The 15,308-nt window shown below is 45.9% G+C and carries 14 protein-coding genes; 10 read left to right on the top strand and 4 right to left on the bottom strand.

The genetic code is table 11. From position 1 onward, the window contains the following. Positions 1-13: 13 nt before the first annotated feature. On the top strand, positions 14-919 hold the full coding sequence (gene prpB, locus M1D69_RS08770; RefSeq protein WP_217827760.1) for a methylisocitrate lyase: 906 nt from the start codon (positions 14-16) through the stop codon (positions 917-919). A 35-nt stretch (positions 920-954) separates the two neighbouring features. Here prpB and M1D69_RS08775 read toward each other — a convergent pair whose 3' ends face one another. Further along, the gene (locus M1D69_RS08775) at positions 955-1,197 is read right to left on the bottom strand and encodes a DUF2627 domain-containing protein (RefSeq protein ID WP_024121990.1); all 243 of its coding nucleotides are present in this window, start codon (positions 1,195-1,197) and stop codon (positions 955-957) included. A gap of 151 nt (positions 1,198-1,348) precedes the next feature. Between M1D69_RS08775 and M1D69_RS08780 the strand changes: the two genes are divergently transcribed. The 8 genes from M1D69_RS08780 to M1D69_RS08815 all read left to right on the top strand — a co-directional run bounded on the left by M1D69_RS08780 (position 1,349) and on the right by M1D69_RS08815 (position 11,408). Next, the gene (locus tag M1D69_RS08780) at positions 1,349-3,427 is read left to right on the top strand and encodes a sigma-54 interaction domain-containing protein (RefSeq protein WP_185848843.1); all 2,079 of its coding nucleotides are present in this window, start codon (positions 1,349-1,351) and stop codon (positions 3,425-3,427) included. A 124-nt stretch (positions 3,428-3,551) separates the two neighbouring features. Next, positions 3,552-4,451, top strand: a complete 900-nt coding sequence (gene yqiS, locus M1D69_RS08785; RefSeq protein ID WP_458103991.1) for a phosphate butyryltransferase — start codon at positions 3,552-3,554, stop codon at positions 4,449-4,451. A gap of 11 nt (positions 4,452-4,462) precedes the next feature. Then, positions 4,463-5,557 carry a branched-chain amino acid dehydrogenase gene (gene bcd / locus M1D69_RS08790; protein ID WP_458103990.1) on the top strand — a complete coding sequence of 365 codons (1,095 nt, stop codon included), beginning with the start codon at positions 4,463-4,465 and terminating at the stop codon, positions 5,555-5,557. Positions 5,558-5,580: 23 nt separating this feature from the next. Then, positions 5,581-6,666 (top strand): butyrate kinase, encoded by a 1,086-nt coding sequence (gene buk, locus M1D69_RS08795; RefSeq protein ID WP_458103989.1) that lies wholly within the window; start codon positions 5,581-5,583, stop codon positions 6,664-6,666. Positions 6,667-6,685: 19 nt separating this feature from the next. Continuing rightward, a complete protein-coding gene (gene lpdA / locus M1D69_RS08800; protein WP_458103988.1) occupies positions 6,686-8,110 on the top strand; it encodes a dihydrolipoyl dehydrogenase in 1,425 nt (474 codons plus the stop codon). Between the two features lie 21 nt (positions 8,111-8,131). After that, positions 8,132-9,124 (top strand): 3-methyl-2-oxobutanoate dehydrogenase subunit alpha, encoded by a 993-nt coding sequence (bfmBAA, locus tag M1D69_RS08805; protein ID WP_458103987.1) that lies wholly within the window; start codon positions 8,132-8,134, stop codon positions 9,122-9,124. A 13-nt stretch (positions 9,125-9,137) separates the two neighbouring features. After that, positions 9,138-10,121: a 3-methyl-2-oxobutanoate dehydrogenase subunit beta gene (gene bfmBAB, locus M1D69_RS08810; protein ID WP_024121983.1), complete on the top strand. Its 984-nt coding sequence runs from the start codon at positions 9,138-9,140 to the stop codon at positions 10,119-10,121. 21 nt (positions 10,122-10,142) lie between these two features. Continuing rightward, positions 10,143-11,408 (top strand): dihydrolipoamide acetyltransferase family protein, encoded by a 1,266-nt coding sequence (locus M1D69_RS08815; RefSeq protein ID WP_458103986.1) that lies wholly within the window; start codon positions 10,143-10,145, stop codon positions 11,406-11,408. A 61-nt stretch (positions 11,409-11,469) separates the two neighbouring features. On the opposite strand, the gene M1D69_RS08820 is transcribed toward M1D69_RS08815, so the two are convergent. The 3 genes from M1D69_RS08820 to M1D69_RS08830 form a co-directional block, all read right to left on the bottom strand. Continuing rightward, positions 11,470-12,306 carry a MerR family transcriptional regulator gene (locus M1D69_RS08820; RefSeq protein WP_458103985.1) on the bottom strand — a complete coding sequence of 279 codons (837 nt, stop codon included), beginning with the start codon at positions 12,304-12,306 and terminating at the stop codon, positions 11,470-11,472. A 71-nt stretch (positions 12,307-12,377) separates the two neighbouring features. Further along, a complete protein-coding gene (gene bmr / locus M1D69_RS08825) occupies positions 12,378-13,547 on the bottom strand; it encodes a multidrug efflux MFS transporter Bmr (RefSeq protein ID WP_105955615.1) in 1,170 nt (389 codons plus the stop codon). Positions 13,548-13,670: 123 nt separating this feature from the next. Further along, positions 13,671-14,564: a YegS/Rv2252/BmrU family lipid kinase gene (locus M1D69_RS08830; protein ID WP_458103984.1), complete on the bottom strand. Its 894-nt coding sequence runs from the start codon at positions 14,562-14,564 to the stop codon at positions 13,671-13,673. Between the two features lie 161 nt (positions 14,565-14,725). On the opposite strand from M1D69_RS08830, the gene brxB reads away from it, so the two are divergent. Next, positions 14,726-15,163: a bacilliredoxin BrxB gene (gene brxB, locus M1D69_RS08835; protein WP_458103983.1), complete on the top strand. Its 438-nt coding sequence runs from the start codon at positions 14,726-14,728 to the stop codon at positions 15,161-15,163. Positions 15,164-15,308 lie beyond the last annotated feature (145 nt).

Below are 15,308 nucleotides of genomic sequence, written 5' to 3' on the forward strand. Positions count from 1 at the left end.
GAGGACTCATATCTTGTCTTGGATCGTCAATGAGCAATCGTCACAAGAAGAACTTGCTGAACGCTTCCGCAAGCTGATGTGTGCGCCGGAAATATTGCAAATTCCCGGCGCTCATGACGGGATGGCCGCCTTGCTTGCGAAGGAGGCCGGTTTTTCTGCCTTATACTTATCGGGTGCGGCTTATACGGCCAGCAGGGGGCTGCCTGATCTTGGAATTGTTACGTCGGCAGAAATGGCCGAACGGGCAAAAGATCTTGTCCGCGCAGCAGACCTGCCTTTGCTTGTTGATATCGATACGGGCTTTGGCGGGGTATTAAACGCTGCCCGCACCGCCCGCGAGATGCTGGAAGCAAGGGTGGCAGCAGTGCAAATAGAGGACCAGCAGCTTCCGAAAAAATGCGGGCATTTGAATGGCAAACAGCTTGTCCCGGCTCAGGAATTGGCGCAAAAAATAAAGGCCATGAAACAAGCGGCACCATCACTTGTGATTGTCGCCCGTACAGATGCAAGAGCGCAGGAAGGACTTGAGTCCGCAATAAAACGCGCTTTGGCATACATTGAGGCGGGAGCGGACGCAATTTTCCCTGAAGCGCTTCAAACGGAAAACGAATTTCGACAGTTTGCTGAACAGATCCCTGCCTCGCTTCTTGCCAATATGACTGAGTTTGGGAAAACGCCGTATTATCATGCAGATGAATTTGCTGCTATGGGGTTTCAGATGGTGATCTATCCGGTCACCTCGCTCAGAGCTGCGGCAAAGGCTTATGAACGGATGTTTAGCTTGATAAGGGAGCGCGGATCGCAAAAAGAAGGGCTTGATGATATGCAGACGCGTAAGGAGCTGTATGAAACGATTTCTTATTATGATTATGAAGCGCTGGACAAAACGATTGCCAAGACCGTCTTGCCTGATAAATAATGCGAACAAAAAAGCCGGAGCATTCTCCGGCTTTTTTACATCTTTTGTTTTCTGAATCGCGGACTGACTTGATTGCGTTTTCTGTCTCTGTACAAAATGAACCCGGCCAGCACATACAGGCCGAAAACGAAAAAGATTAATCCTGATAAACCTTGGAGCCAAAGAGAAGAAAATGGCTTTACCGTATGGCCGAAAAGCATATCTCTCATCAGTTTAATGCCTAAAGCAGAAATGGCGCCAGGGAGCACTAAAATCAAAAGCGCAAGAAGTCGGCTCATGTTCAGAAAACCCCTTTATTTTTCATTTCCTTTATTGTCCAGCGGAAAAAATATTTTGTCAAGAGAAGAAAACGTGGTAACATAGGGTTGTGCAAATTATTGCAACGGAAAAAACAGGTATGCAAATTTTTTCATACAAAGGGGTATCGGGATGCAGAAGGTACTGATCGTAGGTGCCGGTAAAAGGGGAACGGCGTTATTACAAATTCTCATTAAAACAGCCATCATAGACATTATTGCCGTGGTTGACAAAAACCCCGAAGCGCCGGGATTAAAAGAAGCAAAACATTATGGAATTGCCGTTTCATCTGATTGGAAACCATACATACAACAAAAGCCGGATATCGTCATTCATACAACGGGTGATCAAGCTGTACTTGACGAACTCCTTCAGGAAAAACATGAGCAGACCATTGTTATGCCGGGAAAGATGGCTTACATTGTGTTTCAGCTTATGGAAGAAAAACAGCAGCTGATTCAAATGCTAAAAGAACAAACATACAAACATGACCGAATCTTTAATTCCACCCACGACGGAATGATTTTTATTGATATCAATGAAGAGATCATTCTGTTTAATCATATGGCTGAAAATATGGTGGGAAAACAACGTGAGGAAGTCATTGGACGCCCGATCAAAGAAGTTATCCCGAGCACAAAGATGCCTCGGATTTTAAAAACGAGAGAGCCTGAATACAATCAAAAACAGCTCTTGGGTGAAAATTTGCAAATTGTAACAACAAGGCTGCCGATCATTGATGAAGGCGGACGTCTGCTCGGAGCACTCAGTGTATTTAAGGATATTACAGATGCGGTCGAGCTGGCGGAGGAAGTGACAAATCTAAAACAGGTGCGCACGATGCTGGAGGCGATTATACAATCCTCCGACGAGGCGATTTCTGTCGTTGATGAAAACGGCATTGGCCTGTTGATCAATAAAGCATACACAAAAATGACTGGGCTTTCTGAAAAAGAAGTCATCGGCAAGCCGGCGAGCACTGATATTTCTGAAGGGGAAAGTATGCATTTAAAGGTGCTTGAGACAAGACGCCCAGTGCGCGGCGTCAGAATGAAGGTCGGCCCGAATGAAAAAGAGGTCATCGTCAATGTAGCGCCGGTGATTGTGGATGGCATTTTAAAAGGCAGTGTCGGCGTGATCCATGACGTGTCAGAAATTAAAATGCTGACCGCGGAGCTTAACAGGGCCAGGCAGATTATCCGCACGCTCGAAGCGAAATATACCTTTGACGACATTATCGGCAAAAGTGAGCAAATGCTTGTTGCGCTTGAGCAGGCGAAGCTTGGAGCGAAAACGCCGGCAACGATTTTGCTGCGCGGAGAATCGGGCACGGGCAAAGAGCTGTTTGCACATGCCATCCATAACGAAAGCGACAGGAAATACAATAAATTCATCCGCGTAAATTGCGCCGCTCTTTCAGAAAATCTTCTGGAATCAGAACTGTTTGGCTACGAGGAAGGCGCGTTTTCGGGAGCGAAGCGCGGCGGCAAGAAGGGCTTATTTGAAGAAGCCAATAACGGCAGCATTTTCTTAGACGAAATCGGCGAGCTGACGCAAAATATGCAGGCGAAACTGCTGCGCGTCCTTCAAGAAAAAGAGATCGTCAGAGTGGGAGGCACGAAGGCAATCCCTGTTAATGTGAGAATTATTGCAGCCACAAATGTAAATATCGAAAAAGCAATGGCGGATGGGACGTTTCGTGAAGATCTGTATTACCGCATCAATCGCTATCCCATCTCTATCCCCCCTTTGCGTCAGCGGATTGAAGACATTGAAGCGCTCAGTGAAAGGCTCATTCAAAAAATTAACCGCGATTACGGACGGAATGTAAAGGGACTGACCCAGCAGGCTTTGCGGGCATTGTCGGCTTACCATTGGCCGGGGAATGTCCGCGAGCTGGAAAATGTCCTTGGACGAGCAATGATTTTTTTGAAGCCGCACATGGAATGGATTGAAAAAGAGCATTTGCCTGTATTTGAAATAGAACAAAAAGAAAGCAGCGCAGAACAGGGAGCCGGTTTTGATTTTCCTGACATCGAAGGCGAAAAGCTGTCTAAGGCCGTTGAAAAATTTGAAGCGCACTTGATTCAGCAAACGCTGGAAAAGCATCATTTTAACCGTACGAAAACAGCGAAAGCCCTCGGCGTCAGCATTCGAAATTTATATTACAAAATGGATAAATACGGCCTTGCAAATGAAGGCATGCAATAATTTGCAGAATAAGCGCAAACGTCTGCACGAATCTTTCTTCGCATCCATCATGACAGCATCGCACCGAGCTGGCATAGAACTTGCATAATAAAAAGCGGAGTCGAGACAAGAAAGGTGGTAACTGATGAAGCTGAAAGATTTGATCGGCAAAGCGTCGATGTACAAAAACAAGACCATTGCGGTTGCCCATGCTGAGGATGAGGAAGTGATCCGGGCAGTAAAGCTGGCAGCCGAGCATCTATCCGCCCGTTTTTTGTTAACGGGCGACAGCAAAAAACTGAACGACCTGACATCATCCATGCAAGGGCATCAAGTGGAAATCATTCATGCCAATACGCCGGAGGAATCGGCGAAGCTAGCGGTTCGCGCTGTTCATCAAAAAAAAGCAGACGTCTTAATGAAAGGGAATGTGCCGACTTCTGTTTTGCTTAAAGCGGTATTAAACAAACAGGAAGGGCTGCGGAAATCCCGTGTCCTTTCTCATGTGGCCGTGTTTGATATTCCTGACTTTGAGAGACTGATGTTTGTGACAGATTCGGCTATGAATATTGCCCCTTCGCTGGAGGAGCTTCAGCAGATTCTTCAAAATGCTGTTCATGTCGCACGTGCAGTAGGGAACAATATGCCAAAAGCGGCTGCCCTTGCAGCGGTAGAAACGGTAAATCCGAAGATGGAAGCGACGGTCAATGCAGCTGCTCTCGCCCAAATGTGCAAAAGAGGGCAGATTAAAGGGTGCATTGTAGATGGACCGCTTGCCTTGGATAACGCAGTATCGCAAATCGCCGCGGCTCAGAAAAAGATTTCGGGAGACGTAGCGGGCAGCGCCGATATCCTTCTTGTCCCTTCGATTGAAGCGGGAAATATTTTATATAAATCACTGATTTATTTTGCGAAAGCACACGTGGCGGCTGTCATTGCGGGGGCCAAAGCGCCGATTGCATTAACGAGCAGAGCGGATTCCGCTGAAAACAAACTGTATTCGATCGCGCTGGCATTATGCGCATCTGAAGAATACACACTTTAGGAGGAACTGATATGGAACTTTTTAAATATATGGAGCAGTACGATTATGAGCAATTGGTTTTCTGCCAAGACGAACAATCAGGATTAAAGGCCATTATCGCAATTCATGATACAACGCTTGGACCAGCGCTCGGCGGAACGAGAATGTGGACGTATGAAAATGAAGAAGCTGCGATTGAAGACGCACTGAGACTTGCAAGAGGCATGACCTATAAAAACGCGGCGGCAGGCTTAAACCTGGGTGGCGGAAAAACGGTTATCATCGGCGATCCGCGCAAGGATAAAAATGAAGAAATGTTCCGCGCGTTCGGCCGTTATATTCAAGGACTTAACGGCAGATACATTACGGCTGAGGATGTCGGCACAACGGTTGAGGATATGGATATCATTCATGATGAAACAGATTTTGTCACAGGTATTTCTCCTGCATTCGGCTCTTCAGGAAATCCGTCTCCTGTTACGGCTTACGGGGTGTATAAAGGCATGAAGGCTGCCGCTAAAGCTGCATTCGGCACGGACTCTCTTGAAGGAAAAACCATCGCTGTACAGGGTGTTGGAAACGTGGCTTACAATCTATGCCGCCACCTTTATGAAGAAGGAGCAAGCTTAATCGTTACGGATATCAACAAGCAATCAGTTGAACGTGCGGTACAAGATTTTGGTGCTCGTGCGGTTGATCCAGAAGATATTTATTCACAAAACTGCGATATTTATGCGCCGTGTGCTCTTGGTGCAACCATCAATGACGATACTATTAAGCAGCTGAAAGCTAAAGTGATTGCAGGCGCTGCTAACAATCAGCTGAAAGAAACTCGCCACGGCGATCAAATTCACGAAATGGGCATTGTTTACGCACCGGACTACGTCATCAACGCGGGCGGTGTTATCAACGTGGCGGATGAGCTTTACGGCTATAATGCAGAACGTGCACTAAAAAAGGTTGAGGGCATTTACGCCAACATTGAACGTGTCCTTGAAATTTCCCAGCGTGACGGCATTCCGACGTATTTAGCGGCTGACCGCTTGGCTGAAGAACGAATTGAACGCAATCGCCGCTCAAGAAGCCAGTTTTTGCAAAACGGCCACCATATATTAAGCAGACGCTAAGAAATTGATCTGGAGGTTTTGAAATGCTACATGATGAAAAACGCATTCTCACCATTAATCCAGGCTCAACTTCAACGAAAATCGGTGTTTTTCATAATGAACGCAGTATTTTTGAAAAAACACTGAGACACAGCATAGAAGAGCTGCAGCAGTTCGACCATATTATTGACCAGTATGAATTTCGCAAACACCATATTCTCGAAACGCTTCATGAACAGGGGATCAATATTTCAAAATTTGATGCTGTCTGTGCCAGAGGCGGTCTTCTCCGCCCGATAGAAGGTGGGACATACGAAGTGAATGACGACATGATTGAGGACTTGAAAAGCGGTTATGCAGGACAGCATGCCTCCAATTTAGGGGGCATTATCGCAAGAGAAATTGCTGACGGCCTCAACATCCCATCTTATATTGTAGACCCTGTTGTAGTTGACGAAATGTCAGAGCTTGCTAAAATATCAGGCATGCCGGAAATTGAACGGAAAAGCATTTTTCATGCGTTAAACCAAAAAGCTGTCGCCCGTAAGGCGGCAGCCTCTCTTGGCAAACGATATGAGAATATGAAAATGATTATTACTCATTTGGGCGGCGGCATTACAATAGGTGTACATGACCGGGGGCGGGTGGTGGACGTCAACAACGGCCTTCACGGAGAGGGGCCGTTCAGTCCTGAACGCGCAGGAACAGTGCCTGCGGGGGATCTCGTCGATTTATGCTTTTCAGGAGAATATACAAAAGAAGAAATGATGAAAAAGCTGGTGGGAACCGGCGGGCTCACCGGTTATCTCGGTACAAATGACGCTGTGAAAGTAGAACAAATGATTCAGGAGGGCGATGAAAAAGCCCGCTTCATTTTTGACGCCATGGCGTATCAGGTAGCGAAGGAAATCGGAGCAGCAAGCGCCGTATTAAAAGGCGAAGTCGAGGCCATTGTTCTGACAGGAGGTCTGGCTTACGGCAAAACCTTTGTTTCCAGCATCAGATCATACATAGATTGGATTTCGGATGTTTTAGTATATCCGGGAGAAAACGAACTGCAATCTCTGGCCCAAGGGGCGCTCAGGGTATTGCAGGGTGAAGAGCAATCCAAACAATATCGCATTGAATAGACAGACAGGAGTGAGTCAGATGGCAACTGAGTATGATGTAGTCATTCTGGGCGGCGGTACAGGCGGTTATGTCGCGGCGATCAGAGCGGCGCAGCTTGGCTTAAAAACAGCCGTTGTAGAAAAAGAAAAGCTCGGCGGTACATGCCTGCATAAAGGCTGTATTCCGAGTAAAGCGCTGCTGAGAAGCGCGGAAGTGTACCGGACAGCCCGTGAAGCCGATCAATTCGGAGTCGAAACGTCCGGCGTTTCCCTCAACTTTGAAAAGGTACAGCACCGTAAGCAGGCTGTTGTTGATAAGCTTGCAGCAGGCGTCAATCATTTAATGAAAAAAGGAAAAATTGACGTGTATGACGGATATGGGCGCATCCTCGGACCGTCTATTTTCTCTCCGCTGCCGGGAACGATTTCTGTTGAGCGGGGAAATGGCGAAGAAAATGACATGCTGATTCCGAAGCAGGTCATTATAGCAACAGGTTCAAGGCCGAGAATGCTTCCGGGTCTGGAAGCGGACGGAGAGTTTGTCTTGACCTCGGATGAAGCGCTCCAAATGGAGGAGCTTCCAAAATCAATGATCATCGTCGGCGGAGGGGTCATTGGAATCGAATGGGCATCCATGCTTCATGACTTTGGCGTAAACGTAACGGTTATTGAATATGCGGACCGGATATTGCCGACTGAAGACAGGGACATTTCAAAAGAAATGCAAAGCCTTCTTGCAAAAAAAGGAATTCAGTTTGTCACAGGAGCTAAAGTGCTGCCTGATACGTTGAAAAAATCGTCAGGCGAAATCAGCATACAAGCGGAAAAAGACGGAGAAACCGTTACCTACTCTGCTGAAAAAATGCTCGTTTCCATCGGCAGACAGGCAAATGCCGAAGGAATCGGTATAGAAAACACCGATATTGTCACTGAAAATGGCGTCATTTCAGTAAATGAAAGCTGCCAAACGAAGGAATCTCATATTTATGCAATCGGAGACGTAATCGGTGGCCTTCAACTAGCTCATGTTGCATCGCATGAAGGAATCATTGCCGTTGAGCATTTTGCGGGTCTCAATCCGCATGCGCTTGATCCAACACTTGTACCGAAGTGCATTTACTCAAGCCCTGAAGCTGCCAGTGTCGGCTTAACAGAAGATGAGGCAAAATCGAATGGGCATAATGTCAAGATCGGCAAGTTCCCATTTATGGCAATTGGAAAAGCGCTTGTATATGGAGAAAGCGACGGATTTGTAAAAATCGTGGCGGACCGTGAAACGGATGATATTCTCGGCGTGCATATGATAGGCCCGCATGTCACTGACATGATATCAGAAGCAGGTCTTGCAAAAGTGCTGGATGCGACGCCTTGGGAGGTCGGACAAACGATCCACCCGCACCCGACGCTGTCTGAAGCGATTGGAGAAGCAGCGCTTGCCGCAGATGGCAAAGCCATTCATTTTTAAAAGCATAAAGGAGGCGCTTGAATGAGTACAAACCGACATCAAGCATTAGGGCTGACTGATCAGGAAGCCGTTGATATGTATAGAACCATGCTGTTAGCAAGAAAAATCGATGAAAGAATGTGGCTATTAAACCGCTCTGGTAAAATCCCGTTTGTTATCTCTTGTCAAGGACAGGAAGCGGCACAAGTAGGAGCGGCTTTCGCCCTTGACCGTGAAACGGATTATGTGCTGCCTTACTATAGAGACATGGGTGTCGTGCTCGCGTTTGGCATGACCGCGAAGGACTTAATGATGTCCGGGTTTGCCAAAGCAGCAGATCCGAACTCAGGAGGCCGTCAAATGCCGGGGCATTTCGGTCAAAAGGAAAACCGGATCGTGACGGGGTCGTCTCCGGTAACAACGCAAGTGCCGCATGCGGTCGGCATTGCGCTGGCTGGACGCATGGAGAAAAAAGATATTGCGGCTTTTGTCACATTTGGAGAAGGATCTTCAAACCAAGGCGATTTCCATGAAGGGGCAAACTTTGCCGCTGTTCATAAGCTTCCGGTTATTTTCATGTGTGAAAACAACAAATACGCAATATCAGTGCCTTACGATAAGCAAGTAGCCTGTGAGAACATTTCCGACCGTGCCGTAGGCTATGGAATGCCTGGCGTAACTGTGAATGGAAACGATCCGCTCGAAGTTTATCAAGCGGTGAAAGAAGCGCGTGAACGGGCGCGCAGAGGAGAAGGCCCTACATTAATTGAGACGATTTCTTACCGCCTGACACCGCATTCCAGCGATGACGACGACAGCAGCTACAGAGGCCGTGAAGAAGTAGAGGAAGCGAAAAAAAGTGATCCCCTGTTTACTTATCAAGCTTACTTAAAGGAAAAAGGCCTGCTGACCGAAGAGATAGAACAAACCATGCTGGACGAAATCATGGCAATCATAAACGAGGCGACAGATGAAGCGGAGAACGCTCCTTATGCAGCTCCTGAGTCAGCGCTCGATTATGTGTATGCGAAGTAGGGAGGAAGTACAAATGTCAGTAATGTCATATATTGATGCGATCAATTTGGCAATGAAAGAAGAAATGGAACGAGATTCACGTGTCTTCGTTCTTGGGGAAGATGTAGGAAAAAAAGGCGGTGTATTTAAAGCCACAGCCGGCCTGTACGAACAATTTGGAGAAGAGCGTGTCATGGATACGCCGCTTGCTGAATCAGCGATCGCCGGAGTCGGTATCGGAGCGGCTATGTACGGCATGAGGCCGATTGCTGAAATGCAGTTTGCTGATTTTATTATGCCGGCGGTAAACCAGATTATTTCTGAGGCTGCTAAAATCCGCTACCGCAGCAACAATGACTGGAGCTGCCCGATCGTTGTCAGAGCGCCGTACGGTGGCGGCGTGCACGGAGCGCTTTATCATTCTCAATCAGTCGAAGCGATTTTCGCCAATCAGCCCGGACTGAAAATTGTGATGCCTTCAACGCCATATGACGCGAAAGGACTTTTAAAAGCCGCGGTTCGTGATGAAGACCCGGTGCTGTTTTTTGAGCACAAGCGTGCGTATCGTCTGATCAAAGGAGAGGTTCCGGCAGATGATTATGTACTTCCTATCGGCAAAGCTGATGTAAAAAGGGAAGGCGATGACATCACGGTGATCACATACGGGCTTTGTGTCCACTTTGCTTTACAGGCTGCAGAACGTCTCGAAAAAGACGGCATTTCTGTACATGTGGTGGATTTAAGAACGGTATACCCGCTTGATCAAGAAGCGATCATCGAAGCCGCATCCAAAACCGGAAAGGTCCTTTTGGTCACAGAAGATACAAAAGAGGGCAGTATCATGAGTGAGGTGGCTGCCATTATATCCGAGCATTGTCTGTTCGACTTAGACGCGCCGATCAAACGGCTTGCAGGTCCTGATATTCCGGCTATGCCTTATGCGCCGACAATGGAAAAATACTTTATGCTCAACCCTGATAAAGTAGAAGCGGCGATGAGAGAATTAGCGGAGTTTTAAAGACGTAAGGAGGATACGATCATGGCAATAGAACAAATGACGATGCCGCAGCTTGGCGAAAGCGTAACGGAGGGAACGATCAGCAAATGGCTTGTCGCCCCTGGGGATAAGGTGAACAAATACGATCCAATTGCGGAAGTCATGACAGATAAGGTAAACGCGGAGGTTCCGTCCTCTTTTACCGGTACAATAACAGAGCTTGTGGGAGAAGAAGGCCAGACCCTGCAAATCGGAGAAGTGATTTGCAAAATCGAAACAGAAGGCGCAAAGCCGGCTGAACAAAAACAAGATCAGACGGAAGCGCCAACTGACAGGCAAGCTGCTCCTGAAAGCCGCATTGAAGCAGCCAGTCAGGCCAATAAGAAACGTTTTTCTCCAGCCGTACTTCGTTTGGCCGGAGAGCACGGCATTGATCTTGAGCAAGTGACAGGAACGGGCGCCGGAGGAAGGATTACGAGAAAAGATATTCAGCGTATCATTGATTCAGGCGGCGTTTCCGAACGGACTGAGGAGCCAAAAGCAGCAGCTCCTGCACCAGCGCAAAAACAGGAGACAAAAGAAGATGTTGCTCATCCTGCTTCAGCAGCCGGTGACAAAGAAATTCCTGTCACAGCTGTTAGAAAAGCGATCGCTTCAAATATGAAACGAAGCAAAACAGAAATTCCTCACGCTTGGACGATGATGGAAGTCGATGTCACAAACATGGTGGCATACCGAAACAGTATAAAAGATTCCTTCAAGAAAACAGAAGGATTTAATTTAACTTTTTTCGCTTTTTTCGTAAAAGCGGTCGCTCAGGCGTTAAAAGAATACCCGCAAATGAACAGCATGTGGGCGGGGGACAAAATCATTCAGAAAAAAGATATCAATATTTCAATCGCGGTTGCCACGGAAGATTCTTTATTTGTTCCGGTGATCAAAAACGCTGATGAAAAAACAATTAAAGGCATTGCGAGAGAAATTACCGACCTTGCCAAAAAGGTAAGAGACGGAAAACTGTCAGCAGACGATATGCAGGGAGGAACGTTTACCGTCAACAATACAGGTTCTTTCGGATCTGTTCAGTCGATGGGAATCATCAACTATCCTCAGGCTGCGATTCTTCAAGTGGAATCGATCGTCAAACGCCCGGTTGTCATGGAACACGGCATGATTGCAGTCAGAGATATGGTCAATCTGTGCCTGTCTTTAGATCACAGAGTGCTTGACGGCCTCGTGTGCGGAAGATTCCTGGCGCGTGTCAAAGAAATTTTAGAATCTATAGATGAGAAAACCTCTGTCTACTAAGCAAACAGAAAGAGCATTTTTTGAATGATAACTTCAAAAAATGCTCTTTTTCTATGTATCATTATTCTGCGATTCGAATTTTCATCTCAACCCGATATTCTTCTTGTTTTTTCGGAGAATAATGAATCGGTATGATTAATTCGTAAACATCACTGATAACCGTTAATTGACGGTCCGCGATATACTTAATCAGCTTCTGTAAGTTGAGAAAATAATGCTCCGGAGAGAAATTATAAGCGATACAAACATATTTGCCTTTTGGTATCGTTGTGATTTCCATATCCGGCGTAATCGAAGAAATTTGTTTATTCGTTAAGACAGGCGTGAAAATATGACGGTAAGTCATTTCATCAATGTTGTTATACGGCTGAAACGAGAAAGTAGCACCGTAGCTATTGTTCGTAAACCCATCAGCTGATTCGATAAAGGTTTTTAGTTTGCTGTATGAAGCGTTGAGCACGTTTTCAGGCCCGATTCCCTCTGCATCTGTCTGTATAATCCGTATTTCTTCTTCATCTAGAACAAACACCTCGCCGAGCGCAGGATATTCCATCTGCCGTTTCATTCGTTTTTTCACCAGAGCAATGGTCTGCTCCAATGTTGATAAAAAATCTAATTTCTCCCTGATTTGCTTTTCCTGCTCTGTATAAAAAGAAAATAGTTCTTCCATCTCTAATTCCTGTGCCTTTTTCATCTCTTCTAAAGGTGTGCCGATATATTTTAATGATTTAATCAAATCAAGATGATAGAGCTGGGAGTCTGTATAAAAGCGGTATTTGGTATCCGGGTCGACGTAGGCGGGTTTAAATAAATCAATCTTATCGTAATAACGAAGCGCTTTAATCGACACATTTGCCAGTTTTGAAACTTCTCCAATTGAGTAAAACGAGTCCTTCATGCCATCACTCCCCTTATGATCAGTATAATAAAAAAGCGCATCCTTTGCAGTACACAAAGAATACGCTTCTTTTACATGCTGGCTTTTATATGGGCAGGGGCTTTCCAGGCAATGGTAAGCGCAATGCCTATGGCTAAAGCTGCTGTTGCAAAATAGAATGGATAGTTTAAGTCAATATCGAATAGCATTCCCCCGATAATGGGGCCGAACACATTGCCGATACTCGTAAACATTGAGTTCATCCCGCCGGCAAACCCCTGTTCATTTCCCGCAATCTTTGACAGATAGGTTGTTACGGCCGGCCGCATAAGATCGAATCCGACAAATACGGTGAAGGTAACTAATAAAATCGCAGCATATGAATTTACGATGGTCAGCAAAAACACAAGACTAGTTGAGAGAATTAAGCTGTAGCGGATTAAACGGATTTCCCCAAACCACCTTGTGAAGCGGTCGAATAAGACGACTTGCGTGATGGCTCCGACAATTGCTCCCCCAGTTATTAAAATGGCAATGTCACTGGCCGTAAATCCGAATTTATGATCAACGAATAACGCAAATAAAGATTCAAACGATGCCAATCCAAAAGACGATATTAAAATGATGAGAAAAGCAATGAAATACATAGGTGCAAAAATCCGCTTGAATCCTGTCTTTTGGCCCTCTATTTTCTCATTCTCAGGATTTCGCTCCGGTTCCCGAAGCGTCAGCATCGATAAAATGGCTGCTATTAACGCAAAGGCTGCAGCAAAGAAGAAAGGCAGACGGGAATGGATTTCCGCTAAAAATCCGCCTATGCCGGGACCGATAATAAAACCTGTTGAAATAGCGGCTGACATATAGCCGAGCGCTTTCGGACGTGTTTTAACAGTAGTGATATCGGCGATAAAAGCCGTGACCCCGGGCATAATGAAAGCAGCACTGATACCGCCAAGCATACGGGATATAAATAAAATGTCAACTGTTTTTCCGATGCCGAATAAAAACTCTGAAACACTAAAAAACAACAGGCCAATCACGATCATAATTTTGCGTCCGAAGCGGTCAACCCAGCGTCCGGCGATTGGGGACACAATAAGCTGCGTAACAGCGAAGCATGCAACCATATAGCCGACCGCGGTACCGGATAAATGCAATTCATTCATAATCGCGGGCGTTACCGGAATCACAAGCCCGATCCCTAAAAAGGCAATGAATAAATTAGTTAATAATATAGCTAATGTGATGTTCTGTTTCTTCATGTGACTTCCCCTTTTTACGAAAGTGTATCCCTTATACTGTAAGACCTCCTCTTAGGGGAGAGTCAACGGATTTCTTTCTATGAAAGCTGTTCGCACTTTATAAACGTCTTGACCAGCGGACAGTTATTCATTGCGGGGAATAAGCATGTCAATGTGCTGCGGAAGGACTTGAATCACAGCCGGTGTATGTGTATAAACTTCTCCATCTGTATCAGCCTTTTTAACGGTATCCGTTTCAATTTCGACGCGAGAGGCCTGAACATAGGACAGCTCTCCGGTGAATCGCTCTATTGTGCCCTGTTCCATATTCATCAGCTCGCGCAAAGCGGAGAGATTGGTGCTGCGGCAAATGAGGATATCAAGTAATCCGTCACATATACTGGCATCCGGCAGGGGAATTCGATTCGTTCCGATGTATTGTCCGTTCATGACAAGCAGCATAACGGCTTCATCTTTTATCTCTTGCCCATCGATTGTCAATGAAATAGGAAAGGATTCAGCAGATGAAACGGTCCGTAACGCGCTTGTAAAATAGCTGATTTTTCCTAATAGCGCTTTTTCCGTTTCGTTGATTTGATTCGATGTTTCTGCGATCAGGCCGATCCCCCAGAAATTCAAAAAATAACGATCGTTCATCTGGCATACATCAACCTTGGATTTTTTTCCTGACACGAGTGCTTCGGCTGCCTTTGCAAGATTTTGAGGAATGTCCAGCACTCTTGAAAAGTCATTGCACGTTCCGCCGGGCAAAATACCGACAGCTGGCCTTCTTTCTAAAGTACTGATGCCATTGATGCATTGATGGACTGTACCGTCGCCGCCGAGAATAAAGACAGTCTCGACAGAATCATCTATCGAACGGCAAAAATGATAGGCATCGTCTTTTTTCTTTGTCTGTTTAATGATCACCTCATCTAACGATTGTGATAAAACCGGCACAACAGCTCCTAATGCTTTTTCTATATTTTTGTTGCCGGCGTTTCCGTTATGAATAAGTAAAGCTTTCCTGTGGCTCATACAAAACTGCTCCTTTATTTATACATCTGATTATATAATTCCCTTTACTTGTAAGCAGTAAACGGAAAGCAAAAAATCCTCCGATATAAGCGGTGACATTTGCCGATAAGGCGGTTTCCTTGCTATCATAAGAACAGATGATGAAAAAGGAGAGGTCTTCATTGAACATGGACTTTAATTTATTTATGAATGATGTTGTCCGCCAAGCGAGACAAGAAATTACGGCTGCCGGATATACCGAGCTGAAAACAGCTGAAGAGGTGGACGAGGCACTTACGAAAAAAGGAACGACGCTTGTCATGGTCAACTCTGTCTGCGGATGCGCGGGCGGGATCGCAAGACCGGCTGCATACCATTCCGTTCATTATGACAAAAGACCTGACCAGCTCGTGACTGTGTTTGCGGGGCAGGATAAAGAAGCGACGGCAAGAGCGCGCGAATATTTCGAAGGATATCCGCCATCTTCTCCGTCATTTGCTATTTTAAAAGACGGAAAAATCATGAAAATGGTGGAGCGTCATGAAATTGAAGGCCATGATCCGATGGGAGTTGTCTCAAAACTGCAGGAAGCCTTCGAAGAATATTGCGAAGAAGTATAAGATAATAAAACCCCGGATGCCCGAGCGGCACGGGGTTTTTTTGTGCATAAAATTCCAAGTGATAATGAATAAATATTAGAGTTTATTCAATGGCTACGCTACAGAAGATGTCCTTTTTATCTAGTAATATGAAATGAGATTGCTG

This window comes from Bacillus sp. PK3-037 (assembly GCF_054161355.1).

Coding starts and splice junctions, on each gene's coding strand:
- M1D69_RS08775 (WP_024121990.1), bottom strand. CDS start 1,197: ATGAGCCGACTTCTTGCGCTTTTGATTTTAGTGCTCCCTGGCGCCATT.
- M1D69_RS08780 (WP_185848843.1), top strand. CDS start 1,349: ATGCAGAAGGTACTGATCGTAGGTGCCGGTAAAAGGGGAACGGCGTTA.
- yqiS (WP_458103991.1), top strand. CDS start 3,552: ATGAAGCTGAAAGATTTGATCGGCAAAGCGTCGATGTACAAAAACAAG.
- bcd (WP_458103990.1), top strand. CDS start 4,463: ATGGAACTTTTTAAATATATGGAGCAGTACGATTATGAGCAATTGGTT.
- buk (WP_458103989.1), top strand. CDS start 5,581: ATGCTACATGATGAAAAACGCATTCTCACCATTAATCCAGGCTCAACT.
- lpdA (WP_458103988.1), top strand. CDS start 6,686: ATGGCAACTGAGTATGATGTAGTCATTCTGGGCGGCGGTACAGGCGGT.
- bfmBAA (WP_458103987.1), top strand. CDS start 8,132: ATGAGTACAAACCGACATCAAGCATTAGGGCTGACTGATCAGGAAGCC.
- bfmBAB (WP_024121983.1), top strand. CDS start 9,138: ATGTCAGTAATGTCATATATTGATGCGATCAATTTGGCAATGAAAGAA.
- M1D69_RS08815 (WP_458103986.1), top strand. CDS start 10,143: ATGGCAATAGAACAAATGACGATGCCGCAGCTTGGCGAAAGCGTAACG.
- M1D69_RS08820 (WP_458103985.1), bottom strand. CDS start 12,306: ATGAAGGACTCGTTTTACTCAATTGGAGAAGTTTCAAAACTGGCAAAT.
- bmr (WP_105955615.1), bottom strand. CDS start 13,547: ATGAAGAAACAGAACATCACATTAGCTATATTATTAACTAATTTATTC.
- M1D69_RS08830 (WP_458103984.1), bottom strand. CDS start 14,564: ATGAGCCACAGGAAAGCTTTACTTATTCATAACGGAAACGCCGGCAAC.